The following is a 19,716-nucleotide window of genomic DNA, read 5'->3' as shown; positions in this document are numbered from 1 at the left end:
AAAATGACATTAAGACAATCACTCATGCAGTCAATTGAAGATTTAAAAAAAGAAGTTGCACAAATGGCTGATATCGCGTTAGCAAACCTTAAAGAAGGATTAAGAGCATTTAAGAATACTGATTTAAAACTTGCAAAAGAAGTTATGGCTAAAGATGACGAAGTAGACAGGTTTGAAGAAGATATTGCTAAAAACGCATTAAAGATTATATGGAAAGAACAACCTGTAGCCAGTGATTTAAGGTTAGTTACAGGGATTCTCAAGCTTATCACAGATTTAGAACGCATTGGAGATCACGCAAGTGATATAGCGGAAATGACCTTGCATCTTGAAGATAATAGAAATCAACGGATGCTACCATTGACTTCTAAAATGGCAGAAATTGTTGAGCAAATGGTTCTCTCAAGTATTAATGCATTAGTCAAAGTTGATGAAAAACAAGCCCAAGAAGTCATTGATAGAGATGATGAAGTCGATGATTTATTCCAACAGCTCATTGTTAAAATGACAAAAGAAATGAAAGAGGATAAATTAGATCCGAACGAAGCAGTATATGTGCTTATGGTTGCGAAATACATTGAACGTGTTGGTGATCATGCTGTCAATATTGCTGAATGGATTATATTTATGGTCAGTGGGAAACACAAAGAAACTTTATTATTTTAGGAGGGATTATGCCAGTTATTTATTATGTAGAAGATGATCAAGCAATAGGATATATTATTGAAAAAACGATTAATCATGCTGGAATGACGGGAAAAGGATTTCAAAAAGGCGAATTGTTTTTAGATGCATATAAACATGAAAAACCAGATATGATTTTGCTTGATGTTATGCTTCCTGACATATCGGGTTTAGACCTTTTAAAAATAATCAGAAAAAGTGATAAAGAGACACCGGTCATGATGATATCTGCTTTACAAAGCGAAATGGATAAAGTGATTGCATTAGATTTAGGTGCTGATGATTATATGACAAAACCATTTGGTGTTTTAGAGCTTACTTCTAGAATTCAAGCAAAATTAAGAAAGCAGTTTGATGATAAAGTTAGTCAACTCAAAGACGTTGTCTTAGATGAGAAAAAACATGTCTGTTTGATGAATGATAATGAAGTATATCTAACTAATAAAGAGTTTTCTATATTGAGACTTTTGTTGAAAAATAAAGATATTGTTGTGACAAAAGAGAAAATTTTTAGTGAAGTTTGGGAGACTGATTTTATTGGAGAAACACGTACTTTAGATATGCACATAAAATCATTACGCGAAAAAATAAGAGAAAATGATGCAAAAATAACAATAAAAACAATCCGTGGAATAGGATACCAAGTCGAATGAAAAGGGTACTGATTAGAAACAACATTCTCCTTTTATTAGGTGCTTTTATGCTGTTTTTTGTTGTTGTTTTTTTCGCTTTATATTCATTTGAAAGAAAAAATCAAGAGGATTTAATGAACTTTATTATTGATGAAGTTGAAGTTGAATATAATGTTTTTATTGGAACACCACTTGAGTTTGTAGAAACATATCAAAATGAAAATGGTAGAAGAATAACGATTTTAGATCAAAATGCAATTGTTCTTGCAGATTCTCATGATGAAACGATAGGAACAGATAAAAGTGGAAGACCTGAAATTCGAAATTTAGGTGTTGTTTATAAAAGGACTTCAGATACAATAGATGTGAACCTTTTATATATTGCGAGAAGACTAGATGATGACAATTATTTAAGGGTTGCTATCCCAGTTGATTCCAAACAGGCTTCATACAATTCTATTATCATCGTTTTAGTTTTGACATCAGCTGGTTTTATTTTGATTTTCTATTTAGGTCTAACACAAGTTAGTAAGAATTTACTTGAGCCATGGAAAAAAGTTAAAGATGGATTAATCGATTTAAATCAAGGAAACGTTCAAATGATGTCAATCAATAGTCCTTATCCAGAAATCAACGAAATTATTCGTGAAATCAACGATATTAATCTATCAACATTAAGAAACCTAAATGCAATTGAAGCATACCGTGTGCAACTTAGTGAAATACTAAATGAACTTAAACAAGGTGTTATACTATTTGATAAAGATGAACAGTTTGTATTTTTCAATGATGATGCTAAAACATTGTTTAATTTTGACGATGATGCTTATTTAAAGCCGAGTTATTATGGTATTAGAGATGCTCAAATTAGGGAATCAATTACAAAAGCAAACCATGATAAGATGACATCAACATTTGATTCAACAATTGATGGTAAAACCATTGAAGTTAGAATTTTTAATGTTGATGCTCAAGGGTTTAATCGTAAGGAAGCTACTGTGCTTACACTGTTTAAAGATGTAAGTCAAGAACGTGCAATGGAGCAAATGAAGCGTGATTTTTTCTCACATGCATCTCATGAATTAAAATCACCTTTAACAGCAATTAGAGGGTACGCTGAACTTATAGAACATGGTTTAGTTAAACCTGAAGAAATTATAGAATCATCACATCAAATTGTTAAACAGACTGAAACAATGAGTGCTTTGGTTGAAGATATGTTGATGTTATCAAGATTAGAAAACTTAAAAGAAAAAGTCTATTCAAAACAAGACATTGATAAGCTGTTAAAAGAAGTCATTGATAACCTGTCCGCATTTGCTAAATCGAAAAATATCAAGCTTAATGTAAACTCAAAACCTTTGTCTTTTATGTGTGATCCATTAGATCTACAAAAACTTTATAAAAATTTAATTGAGAATGCTATAAAATATAGTGAACCAAATAAAAATGTTAATATTGATTTAGAACAAAAAGATGATGATATTATCTTTAGTGTTAAAGATCAGGGTATCGGAATCGAACCAGAATATCAACAAAGAGTATTCGAAAGATTTTTTAGAGTAGATAAAGGTAGACTCGATGGTGGGACTGGACTAGGTTTAGCTATTGTTAAGCATATTGCGCTTAAGTACAATGGCTCTGTTGAGCTTTCTTCAACATTAAGTAAAGGTACTAAGATGACCATTAAACTAAAAATAGAGTAACAAAAAAGGACGATTCTTTCGTCCTTTGTATTGTAAATGGCAGGGGTAGCAGGATTCGAACCCGCACCGACGGTTTTGGAGACCGGTATGCTACCGTTGACACTATACCCCTAAGCGCATTTATAAGTATAGCATATTAAAACAATTAAAAGCAATCATAAAAGAAAAAAAGACTTTAATTGACAAACTTATTTTCCTTTTTTCATATTAAGAAAAGTTAGTATGACAATAATTTCATAAAAGGGTTTAATACTTTTTAATGATTCAAGGTTTATACTTAAGGTGTTTCTTGTCATATGAAAGGGTAATGAGCATGAGCGAAAAGTATAAACATTTAACATTATCAGAAAGAATCACTATAGAAGCTGGACTTAAAGCAATCAAGAGCCTTCAAGACATCGCACTTGAAATCAATAAGAGTCCTAGAACAGTATCTTATGAAATCAAAACGCACTTAATTAGAAAAGAAAATCAACGTTTTAGATTTAGTAACGTCAGTAAAACAAATTGTCAAAGGCATCAACGATATCCTTTTACCTGCGATGGATGTGCATTTAAATCCAGTTGTCTAAGTGATTTTTTTACCTATGAAGCAAAACAAGCAAATCAAGCTTATCAACATGTCCTAAAGACTTCAAGACAAGGTATTAACTTATCCGCAACTGAATATGTTTATCTAGATGGTATCGTCAAAAAAGGTATTAAAAACGGACAATCTTTAGAGCACATTAAAGCAACCCATCCAGATTTACCAATTAGTGTTAGATCATTATATCGCTACATCGATCAAGACCTTTTATCTATAAAAACATTTGATTTAAGACGTAAGGTCAGATTCAAAAAGCGCAAGAAAACCACAAAAACAAAAATTAAAACGCATATCGAAGGGCGTCAATTCATGGACTACTTAACTTACTGTGCAAAGCACCCTCAAACTTTTACAATTCAAATGGACACTGTTCATGGAGCAAAATCAGATCGATTCTACATCCTAACACTAATCCTCATTGAATTTCATTTCTTCTATGCATTTGTCATTCCTAAGCATACAGGTGCAGTCACAAGAGCTTTCAAATGGTTATATCAACAACTAGGTCATGATGATTTCAAAAGGCTCATGCCTGTTATTCTAACAGATCGCGGTACAGAGTTTAGTGATTCCGAAGAGTTAGAGTTTAATGATGCACATGAAAGACGAACTTATGTGTTTTACTGTGACCCCTTAGCCTCTTATCAAAAGGGTGCAATCGAGAGTATTCATCGTTTACTTAGATATGTTTTTCCCAAAGGTAAATCACTAGATTTTCTCACACAAGATAAACTCAACGTTTTCATTAACTGTATCAATAGTTATAAACTAAGATCCAACCAATTTCTTACAGCTTATCACATGATGAAAACACATTTTGGTAAAGATATCTTGGACAAATTAAAAGTCAAGGCCATTGACCCTGACTCTATTCATTTAACCCCAAACCTGGTTAAATAATGTAGGTATAGACTTTTGACAAGAAACACTAAAACCCAATCGCGCAACTTACACTGTCAGCGTAAGTTAATCAGTGATTTTTAGTGTGAAATCAAATGTCTATATTTACAATTTCATCTTATCACATTCTATAAATAAATCAACTAATTTTTGGTTCTTTTATTTTGAATTGGTCTTAAACACAAGTGAATCTGTCAAAAACTGCGCGATATCCTAGAAAAGAAAGTTAATTATTCAACTACGGAAAGAAAAAAAGATAGATTATTTTCTATCTTTTTCATTCTCTTCCGTATCTTTAAAAATAGGTTGTGCGGTTACAGTTCTTGTTTCACCATCTTTTTGTAAGTATCGTTTAGCTTGCTTTCTTTCTCGTACCCCTTTATGGAAGAACAAGAAATATGTTATAACACCAGTGATAAGTATATAGATTGCCATGGTTCTCCAAATAAGGTTATTGTAATCACCTAGATTTCCACGGTTTGTGTTTAAGTTAAAGGTTGCTAACTCAGCATCTGTTGGTTGACTTCCTTCAAATTGAGTGCTTAATCTATATTCATTAGTATCAATAGCTAAATCTGTAGTTTTAACAAATGCAGCTTCACCATAAGGTTCCATAGAACTTACAAACAATAAAGAATCATTATATACTAAGGCACCAGTATCATTTTTTGTGCCATTCGAGTAAGCGATTGATATTTGAGATATATGTGCCTGAATGATTTCCTCTGAATTCTCAACTTGTCTTTGTAAATAACCATCTGCATCTAATAGAAATACTGCAGGAACATATGAATATGGGAAAACTTTTTCTGAATCAAATAAAACAGTTGCTGTGTTAAGTCTATCATCACCACTTTTATAAGTGCTTTGATCGAGCGCTACTACAATTTTAAGTTTGGGATGTTCGATAACCTCATTATTTTCTACAATTCTAACATTATTCACAAAAACCATAAGTCCATCATAAAGTTGATTTTCAAGGGTCACGCCAATCGCATAAATACCTAAAGTAAACTGATAATCTCCTGAGTCTTGTTTAAATTGATAAATAGGATTACTTGAAAAATAATCAAGTCCCATAATTGTATTTATACCTTCTAGGTATGTTGTTGTATCATCTATGGAATCTGCCATATGATCTGCATAATAAGCTTCCAATCTCGAATAATTGGCACTACCATAGACATAGATAGTTGCAATTGATATAATCATAATGTATAAGAATCTTATGACCCATTTAAACATGTGCATCACGCCTTTCTTGAATATGATACAAGAATTTAGAATAATAAACAACCAAAATAATAAAATTACACAATTTCACTTTACAAAAACCAAAATTATTGTATAATAGTAGTTGCGCATTAGCATGGCGGTTGTGGCGAAGTGGTTAACGCATCGGATTGTGGTTCCGACACTCGAGGGTTCGATTCCCTTCAGCCGCCCCATATCTTTAATAGGCCCATAGCCAAGGGGTAAGGCAAGGGACTTTGACTCCCTCATCGTTGGTTCAAATCCAGCTGGGCCTGCCATAATAAAAATTTATAGAGACTTTTGTTTCTATTTTTTTTTGCTTTAAAGTAATTTAATTATTTCTTTTCTAATATAAAGCAGGAGGAAATAAGATGAAAAAAATATTGATTTTATTATGTATGTTTTTACTAAGTTGTGTTGCTTTTATGTCGTCAACATTCGCTGAAGAGTCTGTTAGTTATCCAAGAGGAAAAAACTATCTCAATTTGCAAAATTTCAGATATCACAATGATAGAACAGATCTTGGAGATACATTTGAGCATATCAGAGTTAAATCATTTGTTTGGTATACTCTTGTTCTAGATTATGAGTTCATTGGACAACATGCTGGTTATCCAGAGTACATTAAAGTATTAATAGAAGAAGGATTCGGTGATGATTTTTATTATGAGTATATGACAGATGATCCATACAATGGTCGTGTATATGTCGAATTTATGCCAGTATTGGACTGGATTCGATTGCATGAAATACCAGTTGATAATACTAGAAACTATGATGCGATTTTGTATGAAGGTTTATATACTGATTTTTTCGGATATGAACCATATATATGTGAGACAGAAATTCTAGAATATGGTGGGACCTTACCCATTGATTATGATCATCAACTTACAACTGAGCAAATTAAAAGTTTTATAATAGCGAAAGACCCATATGGTGGATCTTTAGAGTATGTAGTAGAAACTGATGATTATTCATCAAGTTTAAAAACACCTGGATCTTATGAAATGGTTTTCGTATCAACATTTAATCGAATTTCCAAAAAATATTTTTTAGACATTAGAGTCTTTGATCTTACTAGTCCAATCATTACTTTATCTGGTGATATTCAAGTTCAATTGAGCGAAAAATTGACAATTGACGAGATTAAGCAATTGATTAGTGTTACAGATAATGTTGATGAGATATCACCATCAGATCTTGTTGTTATTCAGGATACCTACAGTAGTGCTACAACAGTTGGTCATTATTCAATTACAGTTGAAGCAACAGATTTAAGTGGTAATATATCAAGCCTTGTTGTGCCAATACAACTTGTTGATTTGGTTGGACCAACAATTTCTGGTCCGTTTTCCATATTTCTATACACGACGGATCCAGCATTAACAAATCAGCAAATATTAAATAGGTTTAATGTGTATGATGATGTTGACGGTTCAAATGTTTCATTTGACATCATTACGAACAACTATAATCAACAAACCTCTCCTGGTATTTATCAAATGGCTCTAAGAGCTGGAGATACTCAATATAACTTTACTTATAAAAATATTGAAATTCATGTGATTGAGAATAGAGGACCTATATTTATTGAAGATGAAACGATTATTCAAGCAAGCTCTGCAGAAAACATGACAGATCAAGACATCATTGATTGGTTTAAAAATCTAACAATGTCAAGTGGATTGACAGTGTCCCAAGTGAGTGTTTTATATAATGAGTATGAAGGAAATGAAAAATTAGGTGGAAGTTACTATGTATATTTGAATTATGAACTAGATGGTCAAATACAAACTTCAAGAATAAGAATTGATGTAAAAGAAGAAAAAATAGAACCCAACTATTTACTCATAGGAACCATTGGTGGTTCAGTTTCATTAGGATTTCTTACCTTTTTTATAATAAAAAAGAAAAAGATATAATATTTTAGAAAAGAATTGACACTCTTCAAAAAAAAGGGTATAATTCTTTTTGCGCGGGTGTGGCGAAATTGGCAGACGCACTAGACTTAGGATCTAGCGCCTAACGGCGTGCAGGTTCAACTCCTGTCACCCGCACCAAACATATCAAAAAGACGACAATGTCGTTTTTTTATTTGGAACCGATATTTTAGAAGTTTTGTAATATCATGTGAAAATGTAAAATTGCCCTTAATTTTTATGCCCTTATAGGGTATAATAGTAATGTTGATAAAATCAACGGATTGGTAGGAGCATGATGTTAAAAGTTGGAACTAAGGTTAGAAATTTCAGTTTAGTAGATGCTTTTGAAAAAAGACATCAATTGTCAGATTACTATGGCAAAAAAATAGTCATTTATTTTTATCCAAAAGATGATACTCCAGGCTGCACATCTCAAGCATGTGCATTTAAAGAAGCTTATGATGATTTTAAAAAAAATGAAGTTGTGGTCATTGGTATTAGTAAAGATGATTCGAAAAGTCACCGCAACTTTATTGAAAAATATGATCTACCTTTTATATTGTTAAGTGATGAAGATTTAGAGGTTTCCAATTATTTCGGTGTATATGTCGAAAAAAGCATGTATGGCAAAAAATATATGGGGATAAGTCGTTCAACATTTGTTTTAGATGAACAATGTATGATTACACACGTTTTTGAAAAAGCATCTCCTAAAGAGAATGCATCAGATATATTAAAGGTCTTACAATAGGATAGGACTCAGAAGGGAGTATTTATGGTAGCAAAGAAAGTTATTAAGTCGATGGACGGTAATGAAGCTGCAGCATATTGTTCATATGCATTCAGTGAAGTAGCCGGAATTTACCCGATTACACCATCGTCACCAATGGCTCAATACGTTGACCTTTGGGCATCGGAAGGCAAAAAGAATTTATTCGGAATGCCAGTTAAGGTTATTGAAATGCAAAGTGAGGCAGGCGCTGCAGGGACCGTTCATGGTTCATTGCAAATGGGTGTTCTAACAACAACATACACTGCATCTCAAGGGTTATTATTAAAGATACCTAACATGTATAAAATCGCGGGGCAATTATTGCCTGGTGTTATTCATGTAGCTGCACGTAGTATTGCAGCTCAAGCATTGTCAATATTTGGAGATCATCAAGATATTTATGCAGCACGTCAAACAGGTTGGGGTATGATAGCATCAGCATCAGTACAACAATCAATGGATTTAGCTGGTATCGCACACTTAACAGCAATTAAGTCAGGTGTACCTTTTGTGCATTTCTTTGATGGTTTTAGAACTTCACATGAAGTACAATCAATCGAAGTTATAGATTATGAAGTTTTTGACCGTTTGCTTGATAAAGAAGCAGTTGCTAAATTTAGATCTAGAGGATTAAACCCAGCGCATCCAGTAACACGTGGTACAGCACAAGGTGAAGATGTTTATTTCCAAACGAAAGTTCTTCAAAATTCTCATTATGCTGGAGTTCCAGACATGGTGAATGATTATATGCAAGAAATTTCTAAATTGACAGGTAGAGAATACGCTCCATTTGTTTATTATGGTGATAAAGAAGCGACAGATGTAATTATTGCTATGGGATCTGTTATTGAAACGGCTCAACAAACAGTAGATCATTTAATGGATGAAGGCAAAAAAGTAGGTTTGTTAAACGTTCATTTATATCGTCCATTTAGTGCTGAATATTTATTAAAAGCTATGCCTAAGACAGTTAAAAGAATTACTGTACTAGATAGAACTCTTGAATCAGGTGCTGAAGGAGATCCATTATATCTTGATGTTAAATCAGTTTATTACGGAAAAGAAAATCAACCTTTGATTTTAGGTGGAAGATACGGACTTTCTTCGAAAGATACAACACCTGCAATGATCTTGTCAGTCTTTGAAAATATGGTTGGCGAGCATAAAAATAAGTTCACATTAGGTATTGAAGACGATGTAACAAATTCATCACTTCCAATCGATAGAAACTTAGTTATCGGTGATAAAGATGCTACCGAAGTATTATTGTTTGGATTGGGTTCTGATGGAACCGTTGGAGCATCTAAAAATATTACAAAAATCATTGGTGATCATACAACACTTTACTCACAAGCTTACGCGTCATATGACTCTAAAAAAGCTGGTGGGGTTACACGCATGCATCTTCGTTTTGCCAAAAAACCTATTCGTTCGACATTCTTAGTGAATTATCCACATTTCGTCTCATGCTCTACAGATACATATTTGCAAAAATATGACATGATTAAAGGACTTAGAGAAGGTGGAACATTCTTATTAAATACAACAACACCTGTTGAAGAAATTGAAACTTTATTACCTAATAGAGTGAAACGTCAATTAGCTCAAAAGAAAGCTAAATTCTATATTATTAATGCTGTTGATTTAGCTTATGAAATTGGCTTAGGTAGACGTATTAATACGATTATGCAATCAGCATTCTTCAAACTTAACGAACAGTTAATGGACGCAAATGATGCAAATAAATACATGAAGTCTTATGCTGAAAAAACATACGGTAGAAAAGGCGATGCTATTGTTGAATTAAACAATGCTGCAATTGATGCTGGATATAAACATTTAATTGAAGTTGACGTTAAAAAAGAATGGGCAATGTTAACAGATGAAGTCAAAGAAGATACATCAAATCGCCCTGATTTTGTTAGAAAAATTGCTGATATTGTTAACGCAATTGAAGGAGATTCACTACCTGTTTCTGCATTTTTAGGATATGAAGATGCACACATGGAAAACGGATCATCAGCTTATGAAAAACGCGGTATCGCAAACTTCGTTCCTGAGTGGAGAGCTGAAAATTGTATTCAATGTAATCAATGTGTATTTGCATGCCCACATGCTGTTATCCGTGGATTCTTAGCAGACGAAACCGAAGCAGCAAATGCACCTGAAGGCGCTAAAATGTTAGATGCTAAAGGTAAAGATATGGCAGGCATGAAGTTTACAATTCAAGTATCAACACTTGACTGTACTGAATGTGGTGTTTGTGTTCAAGTATGTCCTACACCAGAAAAGTCTTTAGCTATGGTGCCAATTGGTGATGAACTTGCTAAAAACTCACAACAAATTGCTGATTATTTCTTCAACGAAGTTACCTATAAAGATATGGGAACAAACAACCCTAAAAATTTAAGTTTCAATCAACCATTGTTCGAATTTTCTGGAGCGTGTGCTGGTTGCGGTGAAACACCTTATATTAAGGCTTTAACGCAATTATATGGAGACCATATGGTTTTCGCTAATGCGACAGGTTGTACATCAATTTATGGCGGATCATTTCCTGCAACTCCTTATACAACAAATGCTGAAGGATTTGGACCAGCTTGGGCGAATTCATTGTTTGAAGACAACGCTGAATTTGGATTTGGAATGCGTATCGCATATGAAACCATGAGAGATAGAGTACAAACACTATTAAACAACCATAAAGCAGAAATGCCTGAGTCACTTCAAACAATGGCTGATTCATGGATTGAAAATAGAAAGAGTGCTGAAATCACAAGAAAGCTACAAAAAGAAATGGTTACAGAATTAGAAAAAATTGATGCACCATATGCAAGAGAATTATTAAGTATCAAAGAATATTTTGTTAAAATTTCACAATGGATTATGGGTGGCGATGGCTGGGCATATGATATTGGTTATGGTGGAATCGACCACGTTATTGCAAACAGTGAAGATGTTAACATTCTAGTACTAGACACTGAAGTTTACTCAAATACTGGTGGTCAATCATCAAAATCTGCACCTGCAGGATCAATTGCTAAATTTACCGCAGCTGGCAAAGGCACTAAGAAAAAAGACTTAGCAGCAATCGCTATGAGTTATGGGCATGTCTATGTTGCTCAAATCTCACATGGTGCATCACCTGCTCAAGTTCTTAGAGCGTTTAAAGAAGCAGAAAGTTTCGATGGACCATCCATAATTATCGCGTACGCACCATGTATCGAACATGGCATCAAAGGTGGTTTAACAAATACATTTGCACAAGCAAAATTAGCAACTGAATGTGGATACTGGCCAACCTTTAGATTTGATCCAAGAAGAGAAGATGAAGGCAAGAACCCATTCGTTATTGACAGTAAAGAACCAGTTTGGGATAAATATCACGACTACTTACTTAGCGAGTCAAGATATGCACAACTCGCACAAATCAACCCTGATCATGCATCAGAACTATTAGATAAAAATATGAATGATGCGAAAAGAAGATGGAACATGTATAAGAGATACCAAGCAATGGATTACTCAATCTAATCATAAAAAAATAGTACCAGTAATAAATTTTATATTAAAAGGCGTAAAGCGCCTTTTTCTATTAACCATCTATGAAAATGATATTTTATTTATTAAATAAATATATATAGCAGTTAAGTTTTTTGAAGCGTTTTCCTATTAGAAATAAAGCTTATTGTGCGAAAAATAATGAAAAACATAAACCTTTATATTAAATATAAACCTTGAAAATGGTTGCTTTTGTTTCTGTAAACGTTTACAAATGCAAAAAACTATTGACAAGTCAGGCTCTTAAATATATAATTAGGGAAACACTTAATCAGAAAGTGTAAGAAGAAAGAGAAAAATTAGGAGGAAACTGAATGAAAAAATTTGTTAAAAGTGCATTAACATTGATTATTGCATTAACAACCGTCTTTGTACTCGTTGCTTGCGGTGGAGACTCTGATGATCAAACATTAGTAGTTGGTTCACCAGAAATCAGCGGTAACTTCATGACTGGTTTTGGTAACAGTGCATATGACGTATGGGTTAGAGATTTAATCTTCTCATATGGTACATACTCTACAACTGAACTCGGTGAAATAGTTCTTAATACAACAGTTGTTGACACTGTAACTACATCTGTAGCTTCAAATGGCGACAAGACGTATACATTTGTTATTCATGATGATCTATTATGGTCAGATGATGAGCCGATTACGGCTAGAGACTATGTATTCAACCTGTTGATGTCTGCTTCAAAAGAATGGGTATCTGCTGGTGCTTCATCTACATTAGGTGATTCATTAGTTGGTTATGCAGAATACCGTGCTGGTGATACTTCAGCTGACGTAAGATTCCAAGGTGTTAAACTTCTTGGCGATTATTCTTTCTCAGTTACGATTGATGGAGAAGAACTTCCATATTTCTATGAAACATCATACGCATCTATAGCTCCAATGCCAATGCATATTTTAGCTCCTGAAGGTGCTGAAATTGATTCAAACAGTAGTGGTGCTAAAATTGGTGCTGGTGGATTCGCATTATTAGCTGATGCAGCTAAAATTGGTGGATTCCGTTATGCTCCAATCGTTGGTTCTGGTCCTTACAAATTTGTAAGTTTCATTAACCAAGTTGTTACATTAGAAAGAAATGACAATTTCAAGGGTAACGTTTATGGCGATACTCCCAAAATTAAAACAATTGTTATTAGAAGAGTAAACCAAACATTAGACGTTGATCTAGTTATCAGTGGTGAAATTGACTTAGTTACTGGCGTTATTGAAGGATCTAAGATTCAAGCTGCTGAAGCTTCAACAACAACTAGTACAAATTACTATTCACGTAATGGTTATGGTCTATTAGCTATGCAAGCACATTTTGGTCCAACAATGGATTACAAAGTGCGCCAAGCAATCGCTTATTTAACTGATCGTCAATATGTTACTGACGTAGTTCTTGATGGATATGGTTCAATTACATATTCTGAATATGGTCTAGCACAATGGATGTATGTACAAAGTGAAGACTGGGTAGATGCAAACATTAATAAATATTCATTCTCAGTAACAGAAGCAAACACTGTTCTTGATACTACAGACTGGGTATATGAAAGTGATGGAACAACTGCATTTGATGTAACTAAGGCTGTTGCTAATAGCGAATATTACCGTTATAATTCTGATGGTGAAGTTCTACAAATTAGACACTTAGGTACTGAAAATAATGAAGTAACAACTTCACTTGCTGCTAAATTCGAGATCAATATGCAATTAGTTGGTATTATGTATGATGTTACAGAAAGTGACTTCGCATTCTTACTAGATCATTACTATTATGCATATGAACTAGATGAAGAAGATAAGTTATATCACATCTTCAACTTAGCAACTAACTTTGGTGTAGCTTATGACCCATATTACAGCTGGCATTCTGATTTCTTAGGAACTTGGATGAATGGTCACCAACTAGAAGATAGTCCAGAAAGTCCTGCTGCTCCTTTGAATGCAACTAATGGTACTAAGACACTTGATGAATTAACAGTTGAATTACGTACTGTTGCACCAGGAAATACAGCTGAATATCTAGCTGTTTGGAGAGAATACCAAGTTCGTTGGAACACATTAATTCCAAACGTACCTCTATATTCAAACCAATACTATGATGTATTTAATAGCAAACTTAAAGGTGTAGAAACTACTCCATTCTGGAACTGGGCTGCATTGATTAACAACATGTATTTCGAATAAGAAACTAGAAACAATCGCAAAATAAATCTTAATTAGAATCTAGAAAATGAGGAGAGTAGGTTTTATACGCTCTCCTTACTTTTCGAAAAAAAGGAGGCACTATGTTAAAATTTTTAGGGAAAAGACTTCTCTCTTTGATCCCAGTTATCATCATCATTTCAGTGATGCTTTTTACCATTATGAAGTTGATGCCTGGTGATCCCGTGCGCTATATGATCCCGCCTGGTACCATTCAAGATCCAGATGTTTATCGGACATTATACGAAGCTGCTGAGAGAAGACTTGGATTGGATAAACACGTAGTTATTCAATATTTTATTTGGTTTAAGAATATGGTAATAGGCGACTTTGGTTATTCTTCGCATTATCAGGCTGCGGTTAGAGATGTTCTTGCAGAGCCTCTAAGAAACAGTATTATTATTAATGTTTTCTCAATTTCTTTAGCTTTCTTAATATCAATTCCAGTAGGGATTAAATCTGCTGTGAAAAAAGACTCATTCCACGATCGTGGATGGCAAATTTTTTCACTTGTTGGTATTTCAATGCCTACATTCTTTATCGGTTTAACTCTGATTTTCATCTTCGCACTTAACTTAGGATGGTTACCATCTGGGGGTATGCCTTATGAGAACCCTGGTACAACTGCGTTTTATCTATCATATCTAAGATATCTAATCTTACCAGTAACAACACTTACGATTGGTGCATTAGCTGGAACGATTCGATACGTCCGTGGATCTATGCTTGAAGCATTAAGTAAGGATTATATCCGTACTGCAAGATCAAAAGGGCTTAGAGAAAAAGTTGTTATTTATTCTCATGCTTTTAGAAATGCATTAATTCCTGTTGTAACAATCTTATCCTTTTCAATTATTGGATTGTTTGGTGGGTCTGCAATTACAGAAGCAATCTTTGTATGGAACGGCATTGGTACAGTCTTGATTCGTGCACTACGTGTTAATGACTACAATCTCGTACTTGTTATGAACATGTTCTACGCTGTATTGGCACTTGTAGCAAATATCGTCATGGATATTAGTTATGCACTTGTCGATCCACGTGTTAAATTGGAATAGGAGGGCTAAATAGATGGATACTTTAAAGAAAATATGGGCATCAATAGTTAATCTATTTAAACGCCTGTTCTTACCACAAAAAAAGGCTGTAGATGTTTATGCTGAAGAAGCATTACTCAGCCCAGGTAAAGTTATTGCAAGAAGATTTATTAAAAATAAATTAGCAGTTATTGGTATAATTGGTTTCACATTTATATTTTTCTTTTCATTTGGTTTGTCACTAATTATCCCATTAAATATGTTTTATACGAATACATTCCATCGTAATTTACCTCCAAACTATCAATACTTAAACGTACCAAAACAATTGGAACGAGAAGGTATTGTTGAAATTGAGTCTGGTAATGCATTTTCAATTGGCTTATCAGAAGCGGGTAAAGTATATATGTGGGGCGCAAGTTATCGTGAAGTTCAAAATATGCCTGATGCAGTGAAAAATGGAACGAATTTTGTAGACGTTTCTGCAGGTTCACAACATCTTATGGCAGTTGATGCTGATGGTAATATGTATTTTTGGGGATACAATCACCAACAACAAGCTAAAATTCACGATCGATTTGTAACTGCCTTTGAGGAAGACCCAATTACTTACTTAAAAGGTGGATTCGAACGTACTTTAGCGATTACTGAATCAGGTGCAGTTTACGTCTGGGGTGTTGGAGCAAACAATATCGGAGATGTTATGAGAGGCTCACCATATATTTATTATGATGAATTCGATAATCCAATTAAAGCTATTGATGTTGTTTCAAACTTCAATAATGCACTTGTATTATTAGAAGATGGTACTGTTAGACTAATTGGTGTACAATCAGATTTAGTGAATACACTTCCGATGATTTTAATAGATGGTAGTGTACAAGTTACACAAATTGGAGTAACGGTTTATAATGCATTTGCAGTTGATTCGAATGGTAACTTATATGTTTGGGGAGCTACAAGTTTTGGAGTTCATGGACCATTCATACCAGAAGAAGCAAAAACAAATGTTAAACAACTTGGTGTTGGTTATGAACACGCTGTTGTTTTAACAGAAGATGGTCATGTTTATGCATGGGGCAATAATGATTTAAGACAAACAGAACTGCCAAGAGGATTAAGTAATGCAAATATAAAAGATATTTTTGTAGATTCTTATCAAAACTTTGCTGTTGATGAAGAGGGCAACGTACACACTTGGGGTAACAAAGGTTTCTTATTAGGTAGTGACGAACAAGGTAGAGATTTTATTATCCAATTAATTCATGGTGGTAAGATTACACTTACTGTTGGGGCTGTGGCTGTTTTAATTTCACTTGTTATTGGTGTCACTGTTGGTCTTACTGCTGGATACTTTGGTGGTAGAATTGATAACTTACTCATGCGTTTTGCTGAAATTGTTGCATCATTCCCGTTCTTACCGTTCGCGATAACACTATCAGCTTTATTGATGGGTGGAGCAACAACAGAAGTTCAACGTATGTTACTCATCATGATTATTCTAGGGGTCTTATCATGGACCGGTTTAGCAAGGCTTATTCGAGGGCAAATTCTTTCTGAAAGAGAAAGAGATTATGTTCTTGCTGCAAAAGCATTAGGTATTAAACAAAAACATATTATCTGGCGTCATATTTTCCCGGCAGTTATTAGTATTGTTATTGTTAACTTAACGATTGGTTATGCTGGATCACTCTTAACCGAGGCTGGATTATCCTTCTTGGGATTTGGGGTTCAAAAACCTAATCCATCATGGGGTAATATTTTAACAGCTGCGCAAGATGTTAACGTTATTCGTACATATTGGTGGCGTTGGATTTTACCTGGTATAGCGATTCTAACAGCAGCTTTAAGTATCAACTTAATTGGTGATGCTCTAAGAGATGCTATGGATCCTAAGAATGCTGAACGATAGGAGGTATGACAAATGGATAAGTATTTATTAGAAATAAAAGATTTACATACCTACTTCACAACTAAAAGAGGTTTAATTAAAGCTGCTAATGGTGTTTCTCTTAAAGTTCAAAATGGTAAGACATTAGGAATTGTTGGAGAGTCCGGAAGTGGTAAAAGTGTTACAGCAATGAGTATTTTAAAACTCTTTGAACACAATCAAAAAATACATTCTGGTGAAATTTGGTTTGATGGTGAAAAAATTTCTAGTTTAACTCAAAACGAGCTTAGAAAAATTCGTGGGAACGATATTTCTGTTATTTTCCAAGAGCCGATGACAAGTTTGAATCCAGTATTAACAGTTACGCGACAAATTAGTGAAGTTTTAATGCTTCACCAAGACATGACAAAAGACCAAGCTCACGCGCGTACTATTGAATTATTAGGACTTGTAGGTATTAGTAATCCTGAAAAGATTGCGAAAGCATACTCATTCCAGCTTTCCGGTGGTATGAGTCAACGTGTTATGATTGCGATGGCATTAGCTTGTCGTCCAAAACTCCTAATCGCTGACGAACCAACGACCGCATTAGACGTAACCATCCAGGCACAAATTCTAAAACTTATGAATGAGTTGAAAGATGAACTTGGAACATCAATTATATTCGTTACACATGACCTTGGGGTTATTAACGAAATGGCTGATGATGTTGCAGTTATGTATTCTGGACAAGTTGTAGAGAGTGCGAATTCAAAAGTTATTTTTAGTGGAAAAGCTAAATACTCACATCCTTATACTGAAGGCTTGATGAATTCAATTCCTCGACTTTCAGATGAAAAAGGTAAGAAACTAGAAGTTATTCCAGGTACAGTACCACATCCACTGGATTTACCTCCAGGATGTAAATTTGCTCCACGTTGCAAATATGCAACGGACAAATGTAGAGTTGAAGAACCTGAATTAGTAGAAGTGGAAAAAGATCACCACATTCGTTGTTTCTATCCAGAAAGTGGGGTGCGCAGCGATGGCGAAAAATAGTCTAAGTAAACAAGAACCTCTACTTATAATGAATAAGTTGAAAAAGTTCTTTCCATTAAAAAGAAATTCATTCTTTGATAAAAATCAAATCTATGTTCGTGCTGTTGAAGATGTGAATTTAAGAATCATTAAAGGTGAAACATTTGGATTAGTTGGCGAATCAGGTTGTGGTAAATCTACACTTGGACGCGTAATTCTTCAATTATATCCACCTACAAGTGGTAGTGCTGTATATTATGGCTCTAGAGTTGAAGATATGGATCTAAATTATATTGTTAAAGAAATCGAAAAACTTCCTAAATATCAAGAGCATGCTATCAAATGTTATCAAAAGAGTGTTAAGTATGATGAAGAATTAGTATCTCTGAAAAAAGAAATTGATGCAATTGAAAAAAGCAAAGAAATGCCTGATAAGAATTACGAAAAGAAACAAAAAAGAGTAGAAAAACTAGCATACCTTTCAAGAGAACAAAAAAAGGAAGCTTCAAGACAACTTAGAGAAGGTTCACGTACAGTTGGTAGTTTGATTTTAGAAGAAAATATCGAACAAATTCGCGACTTACTCCTTAAAGCAACCGTTCTATTTGGACATAACAGTGTTATTTTCAGTGGTCTAGAAGGTAAGTATAGCGATAAGTACTCAGAAGAAGTTAAATCATTATTTGAAAAAGTTCGTGGATTTAAAGGTCAAAAAACATTGGCTATTACAGAACGTACCTTAGATCCTAAATATCAAGCAAAACTTGAGAAAAACCGTGAAACGGGTATCAACTTAACAAGACTTGATGATGAAGAAATGAGAAATCTAAGAAGAAAGTTACAAATTATCTTCCAAGATCCATATTCATCTCTTGATTCTCGTATGACAGTTGGGCAAATTATCGGTGAAGCAGTCGTTGAGCATGGAATGTATAAGAAGGGTTCGAAAGAGCTTGAAACATATATTTTAGAAACGATGTCAAAATGTGGTCTTGACGGTTATATGTTACACCGTTTCCCTCACCAGTTCTCTGGTGGACAAAGACAACGTATTGGTATCGCTAGAGCACTAGCATTAAAACCTGAATTTGTTGTTTGTGATGAAGCAGTTAGTGCGTTAGACGTATCGATTCAATCTCAAATTATTAACTTGTTAATGGAACTTAAAGAACAAGAAGACTTAACATACCTATTTATTTCACATGACTTAAGCGTTATTAAGCATATTAGTGATCGTATTGGAGTTATGTATTTAGGTAATATGGTTGAACTTGGACCATCTGCTGAAATTTATGCAGATCCACTTCACCCATATACAAAAGCTTTATTATCAGCAATTCCTACAACTGATGAGATTAAAGGTACACGGATTATCCTAGAAGGCGATATTCCTTCTAATATCTTCCCACCATCAGGTTGTAAATTTAGAACACGCTGTCCTCTGGCAACAGATAAATGTGCTAAGGTAGTTCCTGAATATCGCGAGATTAATCCAGGACACTTCGTAGCATGTCACTATTATGAAAAGACAAAAGATATGAAGTAAA

The 19,716-nt window shown here is 34.1% G+C and carries 13 protein-coding genes and 4 tRNA genes; 15 read left to right on the top strand and 2 right to left on the bottom strand.

What is annotated here, in order from left to right; genetic code table 11:
* The first annotated feature begins 3 nt into the window (after nt 1-3).
* The 3 genes from phoU to QJ521_RS05270 are packed head-to-tail and all read left to right on the top strand — an operon-like array spanning nt 4 to nt 3,022.
* Nucleotides 4-666: a phosphate signaling complex protein PhoU gene (gene phoU / locus QJ521_RS05280; RefSeq protein WP_282839392.1), complete on the top strand. Its 663-nt coding sequence runs from the start codon at nt 4-6 to the stop codon at nt 664-666.
* Between the two features lie 8 nt (nt 667-674).
* The gene (locus tag QJ521_RS05275) at nt 675-1,337 is read left to right on the top strand and encodes a response regulator transcription factor (RefSeq protein ID WP_282839391.1); all 663 of its coding nucleotides are present in this window, start codon (nt 675-677) and stop codon (nt 1,335-1,337) included.
* Nucleotides 1,334-3,022: a sensor histidine kinase gene (locus QJ521_RS05270; RefSeq protein ID WP_282839390.1), complete on the top strand. Its 1,689-nt coding sequence runs from the start codon at nt 1,334-1,336 to the stop codon at nt 3,020-3,022. The genes QJ521_RS05275 and QJ521_RS05270 overlap by 4 nt, the downstream gene beginning before the upstream one ends.
* Before the next feature lie 37 nt (nt 3,023-3,059).
* Here QJ521_RS05270 and QJ521_RS05265 read toward each other — a convergent pair.
* Nucleotides 3,060-3,134: transfer RNA gene (locus QJ521_RS05265), tRNA-Trp, on the bottom strand.
* A 201-nt stretch (nt 3,135-3,335) separates the two neighbouring features.
* On the opposite strand from QJ521_RS05265, the gene QJ521_RS05260 reads away from it, so the two are divergent.
* Nucleotides 3,336-4,511 carry an IS30 family transposase gene (locus QJ521_RS05260; protein WP_282839389.1) on the top strand — a complete coding sequence of 392 codons (1,176 nt, stop codon included), beginning with the start codon at nt 3,336-3,338 and terminating at the stop codon, nt 4,509-4,511.
* Nucleotides 4,512-4,772: 261 nt separating this feature from the next.
* On the opposite strand, the gene QJ521_RS05255 is transcribed toward QJ521_RS05260, so the two are convergent.
* Entirely contained in the window at nt 4,773-5,756 is a 984-nt protein-coding gene (locus QJ521_RS05255; protein ID WP_282839388.1) for a hypothetical protein, read from the bottom strand.
* A 127-nt stretch (nt 5,757-5,883) separates the two neighbouring features.
* Between QJ521_RS05255 and QJ521_RS05250 the strand changes: the two genes are divergently transcribed.
* From QJ521_RS05250 to QJ521_RS05200, 11 genes are all read left to right on the top strand, one after another.
* Nucleotides 5,884-5,959, top strand: a tRNA-His gene (locus QJ521_RS05250).
* A 10-nt stretch (nt 5,960-5,969) separates the two neighbouring features.
* Nucleotides 5,970-6,043, top strand: a tRNA-Gln gene (locus QJ521_RS05245).
* A gap of 93 nt (nt 6,044-6,136) precedes the next feature.
* On the top strand, nt 6,137-7,690 hold the full coding sequence (locus QJ521_RS05240; RefSeq protein WP_282839387.1) for a hypothetical protein: 1,554 nt from the start codon (nt 6,137-6,139) through the stop codon (nt 7,688-7,690).
* A gap of 53 nt (nt 7,691-7,743) precedes the next feature.
* Nucleotides 7,744-7,828 (top strand) — tRNA-Leu (locus tag QJ521_RS05235).
* Nucleotides 7,829-7,985: 157 nt separating this feature from the next.
* Nucleotides 7,986-8,441: a thioredoxin-dependent thiol peroxidase gene (gene bcp / locus QJ521_RS05230; protein WP_347568086.1), complete on the top strand. Its 456-nt coding sequence runs from the start codon at nt 7,986-7,988 to the stop codon at nt 8,439-8,441.
* 24 nt (nt 8,442-8,465) lie between these two features.
* Nucleotides 8,466-11,996 (top strand): pyruvate:ferredoxin (flavodoxin) oxidoreductase, encoded by a 3,531-nt coding sequence (gene nifJ / locus QJ521_RS05225; RefSeq protein WP_282839385.1) that lies wholly within the window; start codon nt 8,466-8,468, stop codon nt 11,994-11,996.
* Between the two features lie 341 nt (nt 11,997-12,337).
* The gene (locus tag QJ521_RS05220; RefSeq protein ID WP_282839384.1) at nt 12,338-14,206 is read left to right on the top strand and encodes an ABC transporter substrate-binding protein; all 1,869 of its coding nucleotides are present in this window, start codon (nt 12,338-12,340) and stop codon (nt 14,204-14,206) included.
* Between the two features lie 101 nt (nt 14,207-14,307).
* Entirely contained in the window at nt 14,308-15,282 is a 975-nt protein-coding gene (locus QJ521_RS05215) for an ABC transporter permease (protein ID WP_282839383.1), read from the top strand.
* A gap of 13 nt (nt 15,283-15,295) precedes the next feature.
* Entirely contained in the window at nt 15,296-17,173 is a 1,878-nt protein-coding gene (locus QJ521_RS05210) for an ABC transporter permease subunit (protein ID WP_282839382.1), read from the top strand.
* 12 nt (nt 17,174-17,185) lie between these two features.
* Nucleotides 17,186-18,190, top strand: coding sequence for an ABC transporter ATP-binding protein (locus QJ521_RS05205; protein ID WP_282839381.1), 1,005 nt, complete (start codon nt 17,186-17,188; stop codon nt 18,188-18,190).
* Nucleotides 18,177-19,715 (top strand): oligopeptide/dipeptide ABC transporter ATP-binding protein, encoded by a 1,539-nt coding sequence (locus QJ521_RS05200; RefSeq protein ID WP_282839380.1) that lies wholly within the window; start codon nt 18,177-18,179, stop codon nt 19,713-19,715. The genes QJ521_RS05205 and QJ521_RS05200 overlap by 14 nt, the downstream gene beginning before the upstream one ends.
* The last annotated feature ends 1 nt before the right edge of the window (nt 19,716 follow it).

The sequence above is a fragment of the Peloplasma aerotolerans genome, from assembly GCF_030012175.1.
Classification (GTDB): domain Bacteria; phylum Bacillota_I; class Bacilli_A; order Acholeplasmatales; family Acholeplasmataceae; genus Peloplasma; species Peloplasma aerotolerans.
The sequence above is the reverse complement of the archived record's forward strand: the minus strand, read 5'-3'. Positions and strand labels throughout refer to the sequence as shown.

Coding starts and splice junctions, on each gene's coding strand:
- phoU (WP_282839392.1), top strand. CDS start 4: ATGACATTAAGACAATCACTCATGCAGTCAATTGAAGATTTAAAAAAA.
- QJ521_RS05275 (WP_282839391.1), top strand. CDS start 675: ATGCCAGTTATTTATTATGTAGAAGATGATCAAGCAATAGGATATATT.
- QJ521_RS05270 (WP_282839390.1), top strand. CDS start 1,334: ATGAAAAGGGTACTGATTAGAAACAACATTCTCCTTTTATTAGGTGCT.
- QJ521_RS05260 (WP_282839389.1), top strand. CDS start 3,336: ATGAGCGAAAAGTATAAACATTTAACATTATCAGAAAGAATCACTATA.
- QJ521_RS05255 (WP_282839388.1), bottom strand. CDS start 5,756: ATGTTTAAATGGGTCATAAGATTCTTATACATTATGATTATATCAATT.
- QJ521_RS05240 (WP_282839387.1), top strand. CDS start 6,137: ATGAAAAAAATATTGATTTTATTATGTATGTTTTTACTAAGTTGTGTT.
- bcp (WP_347568086.1), top strand. CDS start 7,986: ATGTTAAAAGTTGGAACTAAGGTTAGAAATTTCAGTTTAGTAGATGCT.
- nifJ (WP_282839385.1), top strand. CDS start 8,466: ATGGTAGCAAAGAAAGTTATTAAGTCGATGGACGGTAATGAAGCTGCA.
- QJ521_RS05220 (WP_282839384.1), top strand. CDS start 12,338: ATGAAAAAATTTGTTAAAAGTGCATTAACATTGATTATTGCATTAACA.
- QJ521_RS05215 (WP_282839383.1), top strand. CDS start 14,308: ATGTTAAAATTTTTAGGGAAAAGACTTCTCTCTTTGATCCCAGTTATC.
- QJ521_RS05210 (WP_282839382.1), top strand. CDS start 15,296: ATGGATACTTTAAAGAAAATATGGGCATCAATAGTTAATCTATTTAAA.
- QJ521_RS05205 (WP_282839381.1), top strand. CDS start 17,186: ATGGATAAGTATTTATTAGAAATAAAAGATTTACATACCTACTTCACA.
- QJ521_RS05200 (WP_282839380.1), top strand. CDS start 18,177: ATGGCGAAAAATAGTCTAAGTAAACAAGAACCTCTACTTATAATGAAT.